Source organism: Streptococcus sp. 20925_1_44, assembly GCF_041432435.1.
GTDB lineage: Bacteria > Bacillota > Bacilli > Lactobacillales > Streptococcaceae > Streptococcus > Streptococcus infantis.
Window position 1 is genome coordinate 168840 of record NZ_JAPVZQ010000002.1, and the last position, 18762, is coordinate 187601.

Below are 18762 nucleotides of genomic sequence, written 5' to 3' on the forward strand. Positions count from 1 at the left end.
ACTTTCTCCTCCTATTCTTCGATAATTGCCAAGATGTTAGCTTCACCTACGATGATATATTTTTCATCCCCATCTTTGACATCAATACCTGCATGAGCTTCCACTAAAACCTGATCTCCAACCTTTACACTTGGAACAACCAAATCACCGTTCAAGGTGCGAACACCTTCCCCAGTAGCTACAACTTTAGCTGTTTTTGTTTTTTCTTGGGCTGATCCTGCCAGAACAAAGCCTCCGACAGTTTGTTCTTTTTCTTCAATTTTCAAGACCACGCGGTCTCCTAATGGTTTCAACATCTGCTTTCCTCCATAAGACAATCATATTATTAGCACTCTTTATCTACGAGTGCTAAACCATAGTTCTATTGTATCACTTAGTCAGAAATAGTCAAGAAAAAAACACCTCAAAAAATGAAAGAGATGTTCCTTTAATATTAATTGAGAATTGTCAATTTTCGATTAAAATCATCGACTACTTTTTGTAGATTGATCCGCCCTCGATAGATACCATATCCAATAACCACCATTCCCAATATTCCAATCAAGGCAAGTAAAATTCCGAAAATTAAGAGTGGGAGGAAGGTTTTATGAAAAAGATAAATCAATACCACACCAATACTAGCAGTGATAAAGAGCAAACTGAACCAACGACCCAGATTTTCAAGCATGTGACGTTGATACTTAATTTCTGTTTCATATCCATTAACAAGTTCTTGTTTTGTAACCATGAAAATCCTCCTGATAAAATTTGAGAATGAAGTGTAAGAGAAGGAGGTTAGTCTACTTCATTCTCAAAATTTTTACTAGTAAATATTGGGGTCTCTTGACCTTAGTAATTAAGATGTGGGTCAAAGATACCTAGAGCAACACCAATTAAGGCAACAACAACTAGAATTAACATGACTTTGTTTGGTGAAACTTTTTTCTTAGACATCAACCACCAGCAAATAGTGATGAAGGTTGCTGTCAAGAGACCTGGATAAACACCATCAATCTTTTCTTGAATTTTAAGGAAGGCTTCTCCGTTAGCATTTTGGAATTCGAGTGCTGTTGTAACAGAGACCCAAGTCGCTGCAACGGCACCGATAACCATACCACCGACAACGCTAATTGCTTTACGAAGAGCTTGTCCCTTTGGTCCTACTAGGAATTCAACGGCCTTATCCCCTAATTGATACCCTTTGAAGAAGGCAAAGCGCATACCAAAGTATACTAAGAAATTCCATACGACGATGTAGAAGATAGCACCAGCGATGTTCCCACCTTTAGAAAGACCAAGGGCGATTCCCAAAAGAACTGGAATCAAGGTACCAACGACCAAAGAGTCACCAATACCAGCGATTGGTCCCATCAAACCGGCACGCATCCCATTGATGGTTTCACCATCTACTGCATCTCCATTTGCACGTGCTTCTTCCAAACCAGCTGTAATCCCTACAACAAGAGATCCAAGTTGTGGTTCAGTATTGAAGAAGGCAGTATAGGTTTGCATAGCATCTTTTTGTTCTTCTTTTGTATCATACATTTCTTCTACGATTGGAAGCATAGAAGTCAAGTACCCGAAGGTTTGCATGTGTTCTTGAGAGAAACAAGTCAAATGACCATAATACCAATGATGAAATGCTTTTGCTAATGTTTTCTTTGAAATTTTCTTTCTATCAGCCATTTTAAATATCCTCCTCATCATCGTCTACGTAAACAACCCCAGCCGGAGCAGCTTTCATAGATTTAATCACTTCAAGTTCATAGTAGATTACTGCAAAGATCAATGAAACAACTGCACTAGCTACCAAGTTCAAGCCGAGAGATTTAGCCAAGGTAAATCCAACAAAGAATGGAATGAAGTCAGTTGCTTTTGTAACAATTTGTTTCAACAAGATAGCAATACCGACACATGGGAGAAGGGCTCCAACTGTAAAGAGGGCTTTCATCCAGAAACCATCCATAGGAAGGTAAAGTTTCATCAAATCAACCATGTTTTCACCATATTTAGTGATAATCATAGTTGGAAGGAAAGAGAAGAGGAAGTGAGAGATCCATGGGTAAACCCAGTCAACTGCGTAGAGTTTTTTGAAGTTTCCTTCTTCAACGGCTTTCCAACCAATGTGTTGCCAAAGCAAGTTCATGGTAGCTGTTCCGTAGAAAAGAACTGTACCGATTGTTCCAACGGCCGCACCGATTGGGGCTGCAGCTGCTGCAATTCCAGCTTCATCTGTGATGTGATTTGCATGCACAAACAAGATAGCAAGAGGAACACCGATATAAGAGATGGCACGAACATCGGCAGATACGGTTCCACCAGGTGTTACCAAGGCGATATAAACGACTTGAAGGGCAACCCCGACCATAATACCGGTTGTCACATCTCCAAGAATTAAACCTGAAATCAACCCACCGATCAAGGGACGACCGAGTGTATAGTTCCCGATACTGGAACCTCCCATACCAGGCATTGAAGACAAGCTGGCGAAAACAGCAAGCAAGATTGCTTGAATCCATGAAATTGTCATAACAAACGCTCCTTTTTGTTTGTAAATTTATTTAACAGTTGAACTGTTAGTTTTAAAAACCAAATTTTGATTTGAAATCATCCCAATAACCGATCGAAACATCAGGCAACAACTGGAATTTCACCTTATATCCTGCTGCTTGAATGGCTTGGAAGGCTTCTGCTTCTTCCTGTGTGATGGATTGGTTATTACCCAATTTCACTGCACCAGGTCGATCATTTGCAGGGCCAACAATGATTTCTTTAACATCTCCTGGGACAAAACCTTGATCCACCAAAATTTCCTTCATATCAATTGGGTTTTTGGTAATCAAGAAGTACCGACTGTCAGATTCCGTTACTTTTGCTGATTTTTCTTTAAAGGCTTCCTTTGTCCATACAAAGGTTTTCTTGTCTGACGCACCCTTGTATGCTTGAATTAAAACCTTGTTTGATGCTGCTGCATCGTTTACGGCAATCAAACCATCACATGGTTTTTCCTTTGCCCAACGTGTGACTGTTTGACCGTGAATCATGCGGTCATCAATCCGTACAAATGTTACTACCATAAGGTACCTCCCTATTAAATATCGTCATCATCTTCTTCAGCACTAGTGGCTGAAACTTCAAAAGGCTGTAGTGCAGATTGTGCTTCTGATAAGATAGTTGCTGACAAATCGTCTCCATCCAACACATCCTTCATCACAACTGCTGTCAAGGCCATGGTGAGGTTCATCCCACCAAGGATCAAAGTTCCATCTAGCTTTCCAGCTTCTTCTAGGACAGTGGCTGCCGTGGTTAATGGACTACCACCTACAATATCTGCCAAGACCAGCACAGAATCATCTGCTGTCAATTCTGAAATGCTCTCTCTAAAGTCAACTGCAAAGTCATCGATCGATTTTCCTTCTTTAAGTCCAACTGCAATGACCTGATTCATCTTGTCACCAGCAAACATAGCTAGCGATGTTTTTAGCCCTTCTGCCAATCCACCATGACTGACTAAAATGAGGTATTTCATTTTGCTACGCCTCCTTTATTTGACTCTATTGTAGATTATTTGGAAGCGCTTTTACATTGTCAAATGTCACATTATAAACATGACATTTAGCAATAAAAAAATGACATCTGTCACTTGACACGATGTCATCTTATTTTCTTTAAACTCCTACCTGAAGACTACTTTCAATCTCCCTTTGAATTTGCGGCAGGCGGTTCTCAACATCCTGATCGCGTAAAGCATTGCTAATTAAATAGTCAAGCTTTTCTAAAACTTCTTTGGATACATTCTTGGGACTACTTTCAACAGCTTGTTCCATGATACGATTTAAGGTCTGATTGGTCAAGGAATCCGTGCCAAAATCATCTACCTGTAGAAGATCTTTACTAGACTGACTTTGGACCACCTGTGGCATAACGGAAATCCCTTGAGATTGTGCAAAAAGAGTTTGTTGGATTTCTGGATCCTCTGTCAACACTTGCATCAATTCCCAAGCTAACTTTGAATGAGGAGTCCGAGCTGACATAGCAAAAGAAGTAGTCGTAACCAAGGTCGCCTTGGTGGTTTTTGACTTAGCAGGCATAGGAATACAGGTCCAGGTGAAGTTTGAATATTTGGAAACATGGTAGGGATAAGGTTTATAAGTCCTATATTGAGCCAAAGTCATGGGGTAAAACGCTACTTTCCCTTGGTCAAAATCTTTGGAACTCACCTTATAGTTCTTATTCAGCTCTTCCAATTTTTGTAAAAAAGTCAAAGATTCTTTGACTTCTGGAGCCGTAAGTTTGAGCATCCCACCCTGAAAGAGACTGCCTCCATTTGCTGCCAAAGCTTCTTTCCAGGTGTATTCTGTACTCCCAAACTGATCCAATTGACCATCTCCATTGGTATCTTTGGTTAGTTTTTTACAAATTGTATAGAACTCTTCCAAGCTCCAACCTTCTTTGGGAACCTCAATGCCTTCTTTATCCAGCAAATCTTTATTGACACACATCAAAATAGGATTACTTTCATATGGCAAGGCATAGGTTTGCCCCTGATAGACACCTGATTCAAATGCAACAGGATAAAAAGCAACTTGGTCTTCTTTATTCATATAGCCGTTTAACTTTTCTAAAACGCCACGTGCCGCCAATAAGGACAAATCTTTCTCAGAAACCATAAACACATCAGGGGTCTTTCCTGATACAATTTTTTCTGAGAGCCAGTTTGAATATTCCGACTGCGGAATTCCATTTTCATATTCCACACGAACATTAGGATGGGACTTTTCAAATTTTTGGATCGCAAGATCCAATGCATGGGAACGTTGACTGGTCGGTACATCCCAACTAGAACCTGCATAAACTCCTATATGAAGGACGGTCGGTTGCTGTTTCCACCAATAAAAACCAGCACTCAAAGAGAGCATAAAAAGGAGACAAATCCCTAAACAAAGTTGCTTTCGCTTCAATTTCATTCCGTATTTCCTTTTGAAAAATCACGTCGGGTCACTCCTGTTTGGACTGACCAAATCGCTAATTGCGTTCGATCTCTTAGGTTTAATTTCGACAAAATCGTTGATAAGTAATTACGAACAGTTCCTTCTGATAAGAAGAGTTTAGCCGCAATCTCTTTATTTGACTCACCATAGCCAATCTCTTGGATAATGCGCCATTCCGTCGTACTCAAATCCTTAACGTTATCCTCATCCACAGCAATAGAGAAATTTGATTTGGCCATTTGTGAGAAAATTTGAAAGACCTTGCTTGCGATATCAGGGTTGATCATTGCTCCTCCCTGATGTACCACCTTAATAGCTTCATAAAGCTCCTCTGTCGAGGCTCCTTTTAAGAGATACCCTGAAGCACCATACTTGAGCGCACTATAGATAAATTCATCATCGTCAAAGGTTGTTAAAATAATAATTTTGATATCCGGATAGTGCTCTTTTACTTCTTTTGTAGCCAAAACCCCATCCATGCCTGGCATCCGAATATCCATTAAGATTAAATCCGGATGCGAGTGTGGAATGCTAGACAAGACATGATTCCCATCTTCCACTGTGGCTACCACTTCAATATCTGAGTAGGCCGACAAAATAATTTTCAGAGATTCTCGAATCAAGGACTGGTCATCCGCCACCATTACTTTTATCATCATCTCTTATCTCCCTTCTTTATATTTTGGTAAACTAACACGTGTGAAAAATCCATCGCGACTTTCAAATTGAAGCTGGCCTCCTAGAATTGAAATACGCTCCATCATCTGTTTGAGTCCGTAGCCATAGGTCAAGGTTTCAAACCCAACTCCATTATCCTGCAACTCAATCATGTAATCTTCTTCGTCCTCAAAAAAATGGAGGTTCATGTGGCTGGCATGACCGTGGCGAACCGCATTAGTCATAGACTCTTGTATCACACGAAAGATTGTATCTTCAATCATGACGTCCATATCGACATCAACCCATTCATAGTTGAAATCAACTTGCAAGTTTGAAAGAATTTGGTACTCGCGGATTGTCTTTTCTAAAGCATCTTTGAGGGTTCGCTCCTCAAGGGCTCCTGGACGAAGGCGATTGAGAGAGCCTCTCACATCCTGGATTCCTTCACGGACGACTTCTGATACGTTTTTTACCTGCTCTTTGGCACGACTTGGATTGATATCAATCAAGACCCCGACAGCATCTAAACCTGCTGAAATCCCTGTTAACGCGTGTCCCAAGGTATCGTGAATCTCCCGCGCAATCCGCTTGCGCTCCCGATCCTCCGCAATCTTCTCAGATAAGGCCATATAGTTGTTCAACTCGGTATTAACCTTGGACACCATGGCCAGCTCTTGTTCAACTTCATGATTTTCCGCAAGGACATTCATGATATAAAATAAAAGTGAAATAATGAAGAGTACCATATTCAAGGCGTAGAGGGAATTCTTTAAGAAAAAGGCCAAAATACGGATAGATTCAGGATAAAAATGAATATAGGTATCAAGAGAAGGAATTGGGAAGAAAAGCGAAAAGACGTCTGAATTGGTTACAAGGAGCATCAAGAAGCTCACTAGGATAAAGGCAAACCAATACTTCCGATCTCTCTTGGTATTCAACTCTTTGGAGCCATAGAAGATATCCGCAAAAACCAAGAGAATGAGCCCGTTATAAGCTATGTTCTGAACCCACATCAATAGTAGCATCAGGAGAATCTCCAGAAGATTCCTCTTATCAAAAATGGACCATCGACTTGTTTGAGGTCTATAACGACTCATTGATATTAAGGCAATTCCAGCAAATAAGATTGCTGACAACCAAAAAGTCGTAGATGGAGCAAAAGGAATACGCTCTAGGCGCTCCAATAATAGAGAGGCTTGGCGTTGAGCGATGATATAGTTGGTTGCTTGAAGATAGATAATACTGTTGAGCATAACAGCAATAAAATTCACGACCATAAGAATGGCCAAACTGTATCGAACACCTCTAAACTTTCTCATTACTGCCACCCATTCACATCAAACTGATCAATGTTTTCCTTTGTCATCATTTCAACTGGAATAATCACCTCTTTGGTATAGCTCTTCCCTTCAGAAATATCTTGGATAACTTCCATAACACGGTCTCCCATCTTCAAGGGAGATTGAGCAACGGTTCCCACTACATCATCCGTCGAGTGCAACAAGGATTTCATATCTGGTGAGCCATCAATTCCATAAATTGCAATGGACTGGCTATTTCCTTGCTCCTTAATTGCAGCTAAAGCTCCTATAGCCGAGCGGTCATTTAAGGCAACCAAGGTATCAATTTCAACCCCTGATTGTAAAAAATTCTGGACAGCCGGCATGGCGATCTCCGTTTGCCCCTTGGTTTCTAGTTCCGATACAATCTGATAAGAACTGTGCCCCTCTATAGTGTCTTTAAACCCCTGAATCCGCGTATCTGCTGAGACAGTCCCTTTATGCTCCAAAAGGAGGACTCGAGCGCTAGAAGAACGTTTCATGAGCTCTTTAGCAATCATTACTCCCGCTTGGTAGTTATCAGATACAATACTTGCATCGGGCTTAAAATTTTTCAGTTGGGTATCGACTGCAATGATTTTAATTCCTTGTTTTCTAGCTTTTTCAAGAGCAGTTAAAATGGACTGGCTATCCCCCTTGACCGGATTGATCACAATCACATCAACTTTTTGAGCACAAAAATCATCAATCTGCTGGCTCTGCCTTTCTTCATCCAATTCTGGATCTCGGACGCAAACAAGAGCTCCTCTTTCATCGGAAATTCGACTAATTTCCGAATGAATACTTTTATAGAACTCATTGTTCATGGTCATATAGGTTACACCAATTTTAGTCTGATCCTTGATGCCACTTGTTTGACAACGGCCAAAAATCCAAAAGAGAATACAGACAACTGGAATCAGCAGTAATATACGCTTTATCATCCATTTCAACAATTCTTTTTTCTCTTTATTTTCCTTCAAATTTCATTCCTTTTCTGAAAATTTTGAATATATATTACTTTATTCTACTACTTTTTCAAAAAAAATGCTTGATTTTATTGTACAAGGACATTTATTTGACCTATTTTAAGAAGTAATTTCCGAACAATAAAACTAGAAACAATAGAAAAAGCCAGTCTATAAACGAACCAGCTTTTTTCTATAATTGATTCTAGAAAGGAAGCTCCTCCTCTTCCAAAACAAGATCTGCTAAGTCTTGACCAGCATTATTTTCACGCATAGCACGTTGAGCACGACTTTCCAAAAGTTGGAAGCCTGTAGCGAGAACTTCGGTCACATAGTTGGTCTGACCATTCTTCTCAAACTTACGGGTACGGAGCTCCCCATCGACAGAAATGAGACTGCCTTTAGTCGCGTAGCTAGCCAAGGTTTCAGCCAGTTTGCCCCAGACAACAATATTGATGAAGTCAGCTTCGCGTTCCCCATTCTGGTCCTTGAAACGACGGTTAATAGCAATCGTCGCACGAGCCACAGACTTGTCGCTGTTGGTTTTGTGCAATTCTGGTGTTGCAACTGTTCTTCCAATAAGAATAACTTTATTATACATTTTTTCATCCTCCTACTTATTTATTCGAAGGAAATCAAAAAAAGTTACAAAATTTGTAACTTTTTTTATAATGTTAATCTCTGTGAATCATAAATCCAGTTGCTTGTTGATTGGCCATGATAGTCATGTCTGTGATTTGTACTCGTCGTGGTTGACTGGTCACATAAACGACAGTATCAGCGATATCTTGCGCCTGCAAAGCTTCGAGTCCCTGATAGACCGTCGCCGCCCGTGCCTCATCTCCATGGAAACGGACTTTTGAAAAATCAGTTTCTACAATTCCTGGCTGAATAGTGGTCACCTTGATATCTGTCGCAATGGTGTCAATCCGAAGGCCATCTGAAAAAGTTTTAACTGCAGCCTTGGTTGCTGAATAGACCGCTGCACCAGCATATGCGTAAATCCCTGCAGTAGAACCCATATTGATAATATGCCCTTGATCAGCTGCTACCATGGAAGGCAAGAGGCAACGCGTAACCGCCATTAATCCCTTGACATTGGTATCCAGCATAGTCAACATATCCAACTCTTCATAATTTTGATAAGGAGCTAGACCCAAAGCAAGTCCAGCGTTATTGACCAAGATATCAACCTGACCTACTGTCTCTAAAATTTCTGAACAAACAGTCTTTACCATGCTCATATCTGTAACATCTAACGGAAAGGTCCAGATTTTTTGATTTGGAAAGGCTTCTGCGAACTCAGTTTTTAGAGTTTTGAGCCTTTCTGTTCGACGCCCTGTGAGTACAACATTCTCACCTTTTTCTAGATATGCACGCGCAATGGCTTCACCGATACCTGATGTTGCACCTGTAATGACTACATTTTTTGCCATCTTATTTCCCTCAAGCAAAGATTATAAATCACTTTTAGTGATTAAGCAGTCCAGTGCTTAGCCGGGTCAAAGGGTGCTCCAACTACCTGGTCGTCTGATAATTCAATGACACCACGTTTTTGGGGAGCATTTGGCAAGGCAAGCTCACGAGGACTACACATCATACCAAAACTCTTTTCCCCACGAAGTTCCCCCGGGAAAATGAGATTGCCTTTTGGCATCATGGCTCCAGGAAGAGCAACAATGGTTTTCAAACCAACACGTGCATTGGGAGCACCAGCAACGATTTGTACTGTTTTGTCATTCCCAACAGCAACTTGGCAGATATTGAGGTGATCACTATCTGGATGCGCAACCATTTCTACAATTTCTCCAACCACAAATTTGGGTTCCTTGTCGTTGATGATTTCTTCAGCAAATCCTTGAACCCGCAATTCTTGGTTCAAACGTGCTACTTGGTCGTCAGTTAAAAAGACTTGCCCGCGCTCAGAGATTTCAAACATGCTAGAAACTTCAAAAATATTCCAAGCGACAGTCTCACCAGTTTCTTTTAGGAAAACACGCGCTACATTACCTTTACGCTCAACATCTAGCTTGGCATCTCCACTGTTTTTCACGATGACCATAAGGACATCGCCGACATGTTCTTTATTATATGTAAAAATCATTCTTTTCTCCTATTTCAAACTTGCTAAAAAGTCATTGATTTGCCCCTTGGTTTTACGGTCACGATTGACAAAACGTCCAATCTCCTTGTCCTTGTCTAAAACAACAAGACTTGGAATCCCGTATACATCCCAAAGTTTAGCAAGTTCCATGTACTCATCTCGGTCTATCCGTATAAAAGTGAACTCTGGATTTGCCTCTTCAATCTCTGGCAAGGCAGGATAGATATAACGGCAATCGCCACACCAATCCGCAACAAAAAGGAAGACCTTCTTGCCATCCTGCTCTACTAGATTTGCTAATTCTTCAATATTTTTAGGAGAAATCATAAGACTTCCTCCTCGTAGATGAGATCTTCATCTTCATAGACAAAGGTATAGTGACGACCATCTTCAAAAATGACACCACCAACAAGACGTTCAAGGCTACTTTCGTACACTTGGACATAGAGAGTCCCAATCTCACCCATTTCTGAGAAAGAGTCACGCACAATAGCAGTTAACTCTTCCTGTGTCTTCATGAGTTTGTGATCATCAGCTACTTTCTTAGCACCAAAGGCAAGTGCTCCAAGCCCTGCCACGACTAAACCTGTTTTAATAATATTTTTCGTTTTCATGCTAACATTGTAACACAAAAAGGCTCAAGGAACAATGAAAAAGAGAGTGGGACAGAAATCGGTAATTCGTTAGAATTCGATTTCGTCGTCCCACCTCCGCACAGTTGAGTAGGGCTGTAAAAGCTGATGAAATCAGCGTAGTAGAGCCCACTCAACCACTGCGTCTTGCTCGACAATCCAAAGACAATTGAGAGGCTAGGACTTTTGTCCCAGCCTCCTTTCTAATTTCTAAACATTAATAATTTCTCTCACCAAACAAACCTTCTGGTAAATCATGGAATCCCTTGCCTGCCTTGAAGTTTTCAAATTTACCTAGTAAGAACTGGTAGGCATCCAAGCGACTCTCGTAGCGAATCATGGCATCTTTAGCGCGCTCATCTTGATCTTCTTCATAGACCTTTTGACTTTCCTTAAGAGCCATATCGTTGATCATAATCTGGGTATTAACCCAGGCTTCAAATTCCTTCATAAATTCTTGCTCGTAACTCATTTTTTCTCCTTATTCTAATCCACGGAAAAAGTCTGTATCAATCTCACGGTAGGGCTGGATATCCTGAACGTACTCCAAGACTCCTTGAAATTCTCCATTTTCATCGTGTACAGCAGCATAAGTGATATGAACAAACTTGCCTCGTGACTCGGACTTGAACCACATCTCGTACTTGTCTTTTTTCCCTTCACGAAGACCTTGCATAATCGCTTTGACTTTCTCCAAATATTTTGGTGGATGGCATAGTTCGACATTTCGTCCAACCTGAGACGGTGTCCTCTTGAAAATCATTTCATCTGCTGGAGTATTGTCATTATAATACTGGAAGATATCATCCTTATTAACAAAGGTAATCTCCATCGGCAAATGATTAAGGATAAGATTCGCCTGTTCAACTGAGAGATAGCCATTGCCAAAAGCAAGCTGGCTATTGCGATCTAGCACCGTTTCCTTTTCCTTTGGTGTAAAGGTGATAGTAAACTGACCTTCTGGTGTATCGATCACTTGCTGAACTTGTCCATCTACAGTTTCTGGCTGAGTTGGTTCTTCTACACTTTTCTCCTCAACAAAACGTTTACGTTCAGGAACCCATTTCTCAGACGGGCGGATAATAGCATATCCATAGGCATCACTTTCCTCAGCAATCTGAATCCAGTCATCCTGGGTAAAGGATTCAAGCAGAATCATGAGAAGGATTGATTCTTCCTTAAAAATCATACTTTCAAACTCTGTCGCAAAAGCTTCAAAAGCTTCCTTTACGGTGGAAATCGGTACTTCTGGGAGCGACTTAGCTGCCACTAAAGCTGTTTGAAAGAGATCCCTAATCTGATCATCGACTCCCCACATGACTTTTGGTGGCGAATCATGTCCATAACGCTCCATGATTGGAAAGAAGAGCTCTTCCTTGCGCTGGTAGTGAATATCAAATTGACCAACAAGCCCCATCTGACGCACCAAACCCTTACGCATCTCCGCCAGCATTTCCTCGTCGTCCACAGATTCATAAGTCGAGAGCAATCTACGGACCCGAATCAAGGCAGCACGGAGAGCTAGATTTTCATCCTTAAAGACACGCACGGGATGACCTGGATGCTCTGTATCTTCAACTTCGACACCCTTAACAGCATTTTTAAAAAGATTGGCATGAACATCACAGAGCTCCATGACATCTTCAAAGGTCACACCTGAGTCCGAGTTCATCAGCTCATGCTCCATGAGGGAAATCTCAATAGCAGATACACCTGTAAAAGTAGCATCAAATCGTTCCTGAACGGACTCTGGAGAGGCTCCATTATGCAATTCTAATAAAATATCCCTCAGGATATGAATACGTTCATCTGTCATTAGTCTAACCCGATAACTTCGTAACCATTTGCTTCAAGCGTACGCACAATCTTATCCATAGGAGTCCCTTCAAGCTTTGAGCCTTGTTTGAGCGACACTTTTCGCCCTACAGTATTACGCATCAAGGGATTTGCAAGAGGTTTAAAACCAAGCTCAACCAAAATATCTAAAACTTCTGGATGTTTATCCACCACTTCCGCAACGGGAATAGATACGTCAATAATATTATCCATCACAACCTCCATTCTGTTTTCACAAAGGATTTTCTTTTTTCATTATACCACAAGGGCTAGGATAAAAAAACTAGCAGTACAAGCCTACTAGTTTCTTCCTATTACTCTGCTTCGATGATTTCTGCTTCTTTTCGAATCGTTTCTACATCTCTTTGATACTGAGCTTCACTATAATTGACTAGTTTGGATAATTCTCTTTGCAAACTTTTACCCATAGGTTTCATGGTCGTATAGGTTAAACCACCTGAAACGACACCTCCTAGGATTGGGATAAATTTGCCCACTCCTTTAGCAAAGCCTCCCTTTGTCAGATTCACCCCAAAAATTTTCAAAACTTTTTCTAAAATAGGATACCACAAAGTCTTAGCCAAAGCCTTCTGAGGAACTGTCTTCATGACATGTTTAGCAACTGATACTCCCCCAGCTCGAAGGAGAGCTCCTGCACTATTGACTCCAAGCATGACCCCGAGATAGAGCAAGAGTGTATTTTTGGCTTCTTCACTCAATTCATTTCGTGAAGCCCAAAGATCATCATAGCCATAAATATATCCCAATTCTTGAGCCAATTTTAACGAAAAAGCATAAAACTGAGCGACATCTGTTGGAATGGTGATTGCAAGAGCTAGACCACCAGGAATACCTGCAAGAACAGAAGTTCCACTCGCCAATAGAACATTATCCTTAATAGAAGAATCGGCAACTTTATCTAAAATATCCTGAGATAACAAGGCTGTTGGCCCCTCCTCTAGTAATCGAGGAATATCTTTTGGGTCTAATTGTTTGGAAAATTTATCTACTAAAAATTTTGACCTATCAACTTTGACGACAGGGAGTTTCACGACTTGTTGCAATACTTGCATAGCTAAATCTTGTTTAGACATCTAGTTTCTTCTCTTTTTCTTTCAATTTGAACTATATCATATCACATTTGCTCCATAAAAGAAATTTTAAGAACTTATTTTTTCTTTCTAATTATCCTTTAAGTCTAGAATACCCTCATTCTTCTAAACAAAAAGAGGGTTGCCCCTCTTTCTTATTTCTTATCCAGATTGCGTAACATTTCGTCAATCTTGTTTCCATACTCGATGGATTCGTCTTTGACGAAGGTCAAGTCTGGAATTTTATACAATTTCAAATTGTGACCAAGCTCACGTTTGATAGTTCCGGTTGCTTTTTCAAGGCCAATTTGGGCCTTTTGATTATCTGAAGCAAGATTACTCAAAATGGTGTAGTAAACCTTAGCTACAGATAAGTCACCTAGCATCTGAACATCTGTGATGGTCACACCTTGGACACGGGGATCACGGACTTTCTTTTGTAAAATCTCATTGACTTCGCGTTTGATTTCCATGCCCACACGATCCGTACGGAAATGATTTCCCATGCTATTCCTTCCTCTCTATTGAATCAAAAGCTAGGCCAGCAGACCTAGCTATTTCTAGAAGATAGAGGAACTAGAGCCATTTGAATCTAGGAAACAAGCCTTAGATAGAACTAAGGGTTCATCAAGGCGCTGTTGACAACGAGTCAAATGAGCTATCGTTTCTCTATTATCGTTTAATTTCTTCCATGATATAAGCCTCAATCACATCATCAGTCTTGATATCATTGTAGCCATCAATCATGAGACCACCTTCACGGCCGTTTGTAACTTCTTTGACGTCATCTTTATAATGTTTCAAGCTTGCAAGTTCACCATCGTAAATAACGACGCCGTCACGAATAACACGGACTTTAGAGTCACGGGTAACTTTACCGCTAGTAACCATAAATCCACCGATTGTTCCAACTTTAGACACTTTGAAGGTTTCACGGATAATTGCTTCACCGATAACTTTTTCTTCAAATTCTGGATCAAGCATACCTTTCATGGCTTCTTCCATCTCTTCGATAACCTTGTAGATAATGCTGTGGAGACGGATTTCTACATCGTCTGCTTCTGCTTGTTGGCGGGCTTGTGGTGTAGGACGTACGTTGAAACCTACGATAAAGGCATTTGAAGCTTCGGCAAGAGTCACGTCAGATTCGTTGATAGCACCAACTGCTGAGTGGACGATGGTAACTTTTACACCTTCCACATCAATCTTTTGTAGGGAGGCAGAAAGGGCTTCAACTGAACCTTGTACGTCGGCTTTGATGATGACGTTAACAGACTTAAGTTCACCAGCTTTAAGAGTATCAAAGAGGTTTTCAAGACTTACACGCTGTGTAGCTTGACGTTGTTTCATAAGAGCACGTTTGGCACGTTCTTCACCAGCTGCACGAGCAGATTTTTCATCTTCGTATACAGCAAAGTGATCACCCGCCATCGGTGCTTCGTTCAAACCTGTAATGGATACTGGTGTTGATGGTCCTGCAACCTTAACACGACGTCCAAGGTCATTGGTCATGGCACGGACACGTCCGAAAGTATTACCAACAACGATTGGGTCTTGGACATTCAAGGTACCTTGTTGAACAAGGAGGGTTGCAACCGCACCTTTTCCTTTATCCAAACGGGCTTCGATAACAGTACCGATGGCGCGTACGGTTGGGTCTGCTTTGAGCTCTTGAATTTCAGCTACAAGAAGAACAGTTTCCAAGAGTTCATCGATATTTTGGTTGAACTTAGCTGAGATTTCTACAAACTCAGAATCTCCACCCCAAGCTGTTGACATAACACCGTGTTCAGCCAATTCGCCGATAACGCGTTCTGGGTTAGCACCTGGTTTATCAATCTTGTTAATAGCAACGATGATTGGAACATTAGCTGCTTTTGAGTGGTTGATGGCTTCGATAGTTTGAGGCATAACCCCGTCATCTGCCGCTACGACCAAAATCGTAATATCGGTAACAGAGGCACCACGTGCACGCATAGAAGTAAAGGCCGCGTGTCCTGGTGTATCAAGGAAGGTAATCTTCTTACCATTTTCCTCAATCTGGTAGGCACCAATATGCTGAGTGATACCACCTGCTTCTCCTGTAGCGACACGAGAATTACGTAGGGTATCCAAAAGGGTTGTTTTACCATGGTCAACGTGTCCCATGATAGTTACAACTGGTGGACGTTCAACCAACTTGTCTTCATTTAGATATCCATCTTCTACGAAGAAACGTTCGATATCCGCATTGTCCACTTCTACCTTTTGTTTAGCTTCAATTCCATAATCAACCATGAGGAGTTCGATTGTTTCTCCATCCAAAGATTGGTTTTGAGTGGCCATAACACCCATCATAAATAGTTTCTTAACAATCTCAGCTGGTTCTCGTTTGATACGTTTTGCGATTTCCGCAACGGTCATACCATCTGTATATTCAAATTCTGTTGGCAATTCATGGAATTTACGCTCTGTAATAGGTTTTGGAGCCTGATTACGGTTATTTTGTTTATTGCCTTTTTTATTTTTCTTATTGTTATTCCAGTTACTATTTCTTTGATTTCTCACTTGATTCTGACTACTTCGATTCTTTTGTTGTTTTCTAGGACCATCTTCCTCATGATCGTAATCATCACGATCTTTGTCTGGTCGAGCTTGCTTTTTACGACGTGTATCCACTACAGCCTCTTTGGCTACAGGAGCTACTTCAACTACAGGCTGAGTTTGTTCAGCTAGTTTAGCAGCTTCCTCAAAGATTTCCTCTGGCTCCTTGCGTTTATTAGCTTGAGCCAAGGCTTTTTTGGCAACTTGAGACTGTTTGAAGCGTTCCTCGCTTGAGCGTGCGTATTCTGCATTTTGCTCAGCCTTCAGAGCTGCTGCTCGGGCTTTAAAGTCAATACGAGGGCCAGCTTGGTTGGGACGATTATCAGCTTGTTGGCGATTATCATTGCCACGATTTCCTTGGCCTTGTGGTTTCTTCCCTTGGTCGTTAAAACGACGATTGTCACGGTTCCCTTGACCAGGTTTCCCACCATTACGGTTATCGTTCTTTTGACGGTTACCGTTTTGTTGTTGATCGCGGTTGTTACCCTTGTTTTGCTTGCGTCGTTCCGCTTGCTCTTTGGCACGCGCTTCACGTTCCGCCTTAAAGTTTCGACTCTGCGGTCTTGCAGCTACAACCTTTTCTTCCTTAGGAGTTGCTGGCGTAGCTGGTTTACTTTCCACCTTCGCTTCACTTGCTTTTGGCGCTACAGGTTTTGCTTCTGATTTAGGAGCAGCAGACTTAAAGCTAGCTACGATTTTTTCAGCAGCAGCAGCCTCTACGCTTGAAGCATGGCTTTTCACTTCCAAGCCCAGCTCTTTTGCACGCGCTACAACTTCCTTACTTTCTTTTCCAAGTTCTTTTGCGATTTCGTACAATCTTTTCTTAGACAAATCATGTCCTCCTCTTCTATTCCATAAGAGACCTCATTTTCTTTGTAAATCCAGCATCTGTCACAGCCAATACTTTTCTTGATTTCCCGACTGCTATGCTTAATTCCAGTGTTGAAAACACGGTAATAACTTCTACTTGATAATAGTGGCTTTTATCCTGAATCTTCTTGGTTAGATTGGGGCCAGCATCATGAGCTAGAAATACCAATTTAACTTTCCGGTCTTGAATGGCTTTGACAACCATTTCTTCACCCGAGATGATTTTCCCTGCTCGCTGAGCCAATCCCAAGAGATTACTTACTTTTTGCTTATTCAAGTCCTAACTCTCTTCTTTTTACTTTGTGATCAACATAGGCGATCAACTCGTCATAAAAGCTTTCTTCAACTTCCATATTAAAGCTACGGTTAAAGACTTTTTTCTTTTTAGCCTCTAGGGCTTCTGCATTGTCTAGCTTGATATAAGCGCCCCGGCCATTGGCCTTGCCTGTCGGGTCGATAAAGACCTCACCTTCTTTGTTCTTGACAATACGAAGTAAATCTCGCTTGTCAATCACATCGTTGGAAACAACAGACTTGCGCAAAGGGATTTTTCTTGTTTTCATCTTTCCCTCCTCTTGCAGATCTTATTCTTCAGTCAATTCGTCTGTTTCAGCGTAATCCACTTGACCTGCTTCTTCCATAGCTTCAAATTCACTTGCAGACTTGATATCGATACGGTAACCAGTCAAATGTGCTGCTAAGCGAACATTTTGTCCACGACGACCGATAGCAAGAGATAGTTTGTTATCTGGCACAACCACCAAGGCACGTTTGCTGTCATTTTCATCAAAGATAACTTGGTCAACTTCGGCAGGAGCAATGGCATTGTAGATAAACTCAGCTGGATCTGCTACCCATTCGATAACGTCGATGTTTTCTTCTACCGGTACCATGCGGTCACTCTTAGCATCGTAGCGAGCTGGATGGAATTTGCTAGTGATTTTCTTGATGTTAGCACCACCACGTCCAACGATTGTTCCGATAGCATCCACGTTAGGATTGTGGCTACGAACAGCAACCTTTGTACGGTCACCTGCTTCACGAGCTACGCTCATGATTTCAACGGTTCCATCGTAAACTTCTGGAATCTCTTGTTCCATCAAACGTTTGATCATCTCTGGGTGGCTACGGCTAACAAAGACGTTTACTCCACGAGGATTGTCTTCCACTTTGTAGACATAAACTTCGATACGGTCATGGGAAGCAAACACTTCTCCAGGAATTTGGTCTTGTTTTGACAATTGGGCTTCGATGCTACCAAGGTTAACATAAATGAAACGGTTGTCAAAACGTTCTACTGTACCTGACATGATTTCTTGTTCATGCTCTTTGTATGTATTGTAGGTAATTGCACGTGTTTGCTTACGCATTTTTTCCATGATAGTTTGTTTAGCAGATTGGGCTGCTACACGACCAAACTCTCCTGGTGCTTCTTCAAATTTGATTTTGTCACCAAGCTCATAGGCTGAATTAATAGCAAGGGCATCTTTTAAACTGATTTCCAAACGGCTATCAAATACTTCATCAACAACTTCACGGACAGTATAGACAGTAAAGTCACCTGTCTTTTCGTTGAAATCAATAGCTACACTATCAGATTGACCATAGCGTCTACGGTAAGCAGAACGAAGTGATTCTACTACTGCGTCGATGATATCTTCTTTCTTGATTCCCTTGTCTTCTTCCAAAATGCGGAAGGCCTCTAGCATTTCTTTACTCATGTTCTTTT

24 protein-coding genes are annotated in these 18762 nt (G+C 41.2%); all 24 read right to left on the minus strand.

The annotated features are described in order from the left end of the window. Window positions 1-11: 11 nt before the first annotated feature. The 24 genes from groES to nusA all read right to left on the minus strand — a co-directional run bounded on the left by groES (window position 12) and on the right by nusA (window position 18754). A complete protein-coding gene (groES, locus tag O3643_RS03630) occupies window positions 12-296 on the minus strand; it encodes a co-chaperone GroES (RefSeq protein WP_024053998.1) in 285 nt (94 codons plus the stop codon). A 137-nt stretch (window positions 297-433) separates the two neighbouring features. Beyond that, window positions 434-727: a hypothetical protein gene (locus tag O3643_RS03635; RefSeq protein WP_004251862.1), complete on the minus strand. Its 294-nt coding sequence runs from the start codon at window positions 725-727 to the stop codon at window positions 434-436. Between the two features lie 101 nt (window positions 728-828). Then, window positions 829-1683, minus strand: coding sequence for a PTS system mannose/fructose/sorbose family transporter subunit IID (locus O3643_RS03640; protein WP_250306803.1), 855 nt, complete (start codon window positions 1681-1683; stop codon window positions 829-831). Next, window positions 1667-2509: a PTS sugar transporter subunit IIC gene (locus O3643_RS03645; protein WP_006151610.1), complete on the minus strand. Its 843-nt coding sequence runs from the start codon at window positions 2507-2509 to the stop codon at window positions 1667-1669. The genes O3643_RS03640 and O3643_RS03645 overlap by 17 nt, the downstream gene beginning before the upstream one ends. A gap of 52 nt (window positions 2510-2561) precedes the next feature. Continuing rightward, complete coding sequence (locus O3643_RS03650) at window positions 2562-3056, minus strand: PTS sugar transporter subunit IIB (protein ID WP_000261775.1); 495 nt, start codon at window positions 3054-3056, stop codon at window positions 2562-2564. Window positions 3057-3070: 14 nt separating this feature from the next. Next, on the minus strand, window positions 3071-3508 hold the full coding sequence (locus O3643_RS03655) for a PTS sugar transporter subunit IIA (protein WP_006151794.1): 438 nt from the start codon (window positions 3506-3508) through the stop codon (window positions 3071-3073). Window positions 3509-3647: 139 nt separating this feature from the next. Beyond that, window positions 3648-4946 (minus strand): ABC transporter substrate-binding protein, encoded by a 1299-nt coding sequence (locus tag O3643_RS03660; RefSeq protein ID WP_006151627.1) that lies wholly within the window; start codon window positions 4944-4946, stop codon window positions 3648-3650. Further along, window positions 4943-5626: a response regulator transcription factor gene (locus O3643_RS03665; RefSeq protein ID WP_004251853.1), complete on the minus strand. Its 684-nt coding sequence runs from the start codon at window positions 5624-5626 to the stop codon at window positions 4943-4945. The genes O3643_RS03660 and O3643_RS03665 overlap by 4 nt, the downstream gene beginning before the upstream one ends. Window positions 5627-5632: 6 nt before the next feature. After that, window positions 5633-6949 (minus strand): sensor histidine kinase, encoded by a 1317-nt coding sequence (locus tag O3643_RS03670; RefSeq protein ID WP_371499926.1) that lies wholly within the window; start codon window positions 6947-6949, stop codon window positions 5633-5635. Continuing rightward, the gene (locus O3643_RS03675; protein ID WP_371500093.1) at window positions 6949-7893 is read right to left on the minus strand and encodes a substrate-binding domain-containing protein; all 945 of its coding nucleotides are present in this window, start codon (window positions 7891-7893) and stop codon (window positions 6949-6951) included. The genes O3643_RS03670 and O3643_RS03675 overlap by 1 nt, the downstream gene beginning before the upstream one ends. 229 nt (window positions 7894-8122) lie before the next feature. Beyond that, complete coding sequence (locus O3643_RS03680; protein ID WP_371499928.1) at window positions 8123-8518, minus strand: single-stranded DNA-binding protein; 396 nt, start codon at window positions 8516-8518, stop codon at window positions 8123-8125. Window positions 8519-8591: 73 nt separating this feature from the next. Further along, a complete protein-coding gene (locus O3643_RS03685; RefSeq protein ID WP_371499930.1) occupies window positions 8592-9353 on the minus strand; it encodes an SDR family NAD(P)-dependent oxidoreductase in 762 nt (253 codons plus the stop codon). Window positions 9354-9394: 41 nt separating this feature from the next. Continuing rightward, window positions 9395-10021 carry a YtpR family tRNA-binding protein gene (gene ytpR / locus O3643_RS03690; RefSeq protein WP_371499932.1) on the minus strand — a complete coding sequence of 209 codons (627 nt, stop codon included), beginning with the start codon at window positions 10019-10021 and terminating at the stop codon, window positions 9395-9397. A 9-nt stretch (window positions 10022-10030) separates the two neighbouring features. Beyond that, entirely contained in the window at window positions 10031-10348 is a 318-nt protein-coding gene (locus tag O3643_RS03695) for a thioredoxin family protein (RefSeq protein WP_371499934.1), read from the minus strand. Further along, a complete protein-coding gene (locus O3643_RS03700) occupies window positions 10345-10635 on the minus strand; it encodes a DUF4651 domain-containing protein (protein WP_371499936.1) in 291 nt (96 codons plus the stop codon). Before O3643_RS03700 ends, O3643_RS03695 begins: the two co-directional genes overlap by 4 nt. A gap of 235 nt (window positions 10636-10870) precedes the next feature. After that, window positions 10871-11125 (minus strand): DUF1912 family protein, encoded by a 255-nt coding sequence (locus O3643_RS03705; protein ID WP_004251830.1) that lies wholly within the window; start codon window positions 11123-11125, stop codon window positions 10871-10873. 9 nt (window positions 11126-11134) lie between these two features. Beyond that, window positions 11135-12469: a DUF438 domain-containing protein gene (locus O3643_RS03710; protein ID WP_371499939.1), complete on the minus strand. Its 1335-nt coding sequence runs from the start codon at window positions 12467-12469 to the stop codon at window positions 11135-11137. Continuing rightward, window positions 12469-12702 (minus strand): DUF1858 domain-containing protein, encoded by a 234-nt coding sequence (locus O3643_RS03715; RefSeq protein ID WP_000368732.1) that lies wholly within the window; start codon window positions 12700-12702, stop codon window positions 12469-12471. Before O3643_RS03715 ends, O3643_RS03710 begins: the two co-directional genes overlap by 1 nt. A 101-nt stretch (window positions 12703-12803) precedes the next feature. Next, complete coding sequence (locus O3643_RS03720; RefSeq protein ID WP_371499941.1) at window positions 12804-13583, minus strand: hypothetical protein; 780 nt, start codon at window positions 13581-13583, stop codon at window positions 12804-12806. Between the two features lie 152 nt (window positions 13584-13735). Next, a complete protein-coding gene (rbfA, locus tag O3643_RS03725; protein WP_004251823.1) occupies window positions 13736-14086 on the minus strand; it encodes a 30S ribosome-binding factor RbfA in 351 nt (116 codons plus the stop codon). Between the two features lie 166 nt (window positions 14087-14252). Then, window positions 14253-16994, minus strand: coding sequence for a translation initiation factor IF-2 (gene infB, locus O3643_RS03730; protein ID WP_371499943.1), 2742 nt, complete (start codon window positions 16992-16994; stop codon window positions 14253-14255). A gap of 16 nt (window positions 16995-17010) precedes the next feature. Beyond that, window positions 17011-17310 (minus strand): YlxQ-related RNA-binding protein, encoded by a 300-nt coding sequence (locus tag O3643_RS03735; RefSeq protein WP_195183830.1) that lies wholly within the window; start codon window positions 17308-17310, stop codon window positions 17011-17013. After that, on the minus strand, window positions 17303-17596 hold the full coding sequence (gene rnpM, locus O3643_RS03740; RefSeq protein ID WP_004251817.1) for an RNase P modulator RnpM: 294 nt from the start codon (window positions 17594-17596) through the stop codon (window positions 17303-17305). The genes O3643_RS03735 and rnpM overlap by 8 nt, the downstream gene beginning before the upstream one ends. Before the next feature lie 21 nt (window positions 17597-17617). Next, window positions 17618-18754, minus strand: a complete 1137-nt coding sequence (gene nusA, locus O3643_RS03745) for a transcription termination factor NusA (protein ID WP_006147911.1) — start codon at window positions 18752-18754, stop codon at window positions 17618-17620. Window positions 18755-18762: the final 8 nt, after the last annotated feature.

Coding starts and splice junctions, on each gene's coding strand:
- rnpM (WP_004251817.1), bottom strand. CDS start 17,596: ATGAAAACAAGAAAAATCCCTTTGCGCAAGTCTGTTGTTTCCAACGAT.
- O3643_RS03650 (WP_000261775.1), bottom strand. CDS start 3,056: ATGGTAGTAACATTTGTACGGATTGATGACCGCATGATTCACGGTCAA.
- O3643_RS03675 (WP_371500093.1), bottom strand. CDS start 7,893: ATGATAAAGCGTATATTACTGCTGATTCCAGTTGTCTGTATTCTCTTT.
- O3643_RS03680 (WP_371499928.1), bottom strand. CDS start 8,518: ATGTATAATAAAGTTATTCTTATTGGAAGAACAGTTGCAACACCAGAA.
- O3643_RS03635 (WP_004251862.1), bottom strand. CDS start 727: ATGGTTACAAAACAAGAACTTGTTAATGGATATGAAACAGAAATTAAG.
- O3643_RS03660 (WP_006151627.1), bottom strand. CDS start 4,946: ATGAAATTGAAGCGAAAGCAACTTTGTTTAGGGATTTGTCTCCTTTTT.
- O3643_RS03705 (WP_004251830.1), bottom strand. CDS start 11,125: ATGAGTTACGAGCAAGAATTTATGAAGGAATTTGAAGCCTGGGTTAAT.
- ytpR (WP_371499932.1), bottom strand. CDS start 10,021: ATGATTTTTACATATAATAAAGAACATGTCGGCGATGTCCTTATGGTC.
- O3643_RS03670 (WP_371499926.1), bottom strand. CDS start 6,949: ATGAGAAAGTTTAGAGGTGTTCGATACAGTTTGGCCATTCTTATGGTC.
- O3643_RS03695 (WP_371499934.1), bottom strand. CDS start 10,348: ATGATTTCTCCTAAAAATATTGAAGAATTAGCAAATCTAGTAGAGCAG.
- O3643_RS03685 (WP_371499930.1), bottom strand. CDS start 9,353: ATGGCAAAAAATGTAGTCATTACAGGTGCAACATCAGGTATCGGTGAA.
- O3643_RS03720 (WP_371499941.1), bottom strand. CDS start 13,583: ATGTCTAAACAAGATTTAGCTATGCAAGTATTGCAACAAGTCGTGAAA.
- O3643_RS03655 (WP_006151794.1), bottom strand. CDS start 3,508: ATGAAATACCTCATTTTAGTCAGTCATGGTGGATTGGCAGAAGGGCTA.
- O3643_RS03645 (WP_006151610.1), bottom strand. CDS start 2,509: ATGACAATTTCATGGATTCAAGCAATCTTGCTTGCTGTTTTCGCCAGC.
- O3643_RS03665 (WP_004251853.1), bottom strand. CDS start 5,626: ATGATAAAAGTAATGGTGGCGGATGACCAGTCCTTGATTCGAGAATCT.
- O3643_RS03640 (WP_250306803.1), bottom strand. CDS start 1,683: ATGAGGAGGATATTTAAAATGGCTGATAGAAAGAAAATTTCAAAGAAA.
- groES (WP_024053998.1), bottom strand. CDS start 296: ATGTTGAAACCATTAGGAGACCGCGTGGTCTTGAAAATTGAAGAAAAA.
- O3643_RS03715 (WP_000368732.1), bottom strand. CDS start 12,702: ATGGATAATATTATTGACGTATCTATTCCCGTTGCGGAAGTGGTGGAT.
- rbfA (WP_004251823.1), bottom strand. CDS start 14,086: ATGGGAAATCATTTCCGTACGGATCGTGTGGGCATGGAAATCAAACGC.
- O3643_RS03710 (WP_371499939.1), bottom strand. CDS start 12,469: ATGACAGATGAACGTATTCATATCCTGAGGGATATTTTATTAGAATTG.
- O3643_RS03700 (WP_371499936.1), bottom strand. CDS start 10,635: ATGAAAACGAAAAATATTATTAAAACAGGTTTAGTCGTGGCAGGGCTT.
- nusA (WP_006147911.1), bottom strand. CDS start 18,754: ATGAGTAAAGAAATGCTAGAGGCCTTCCGCATTTTGGAAGAAGACAAG.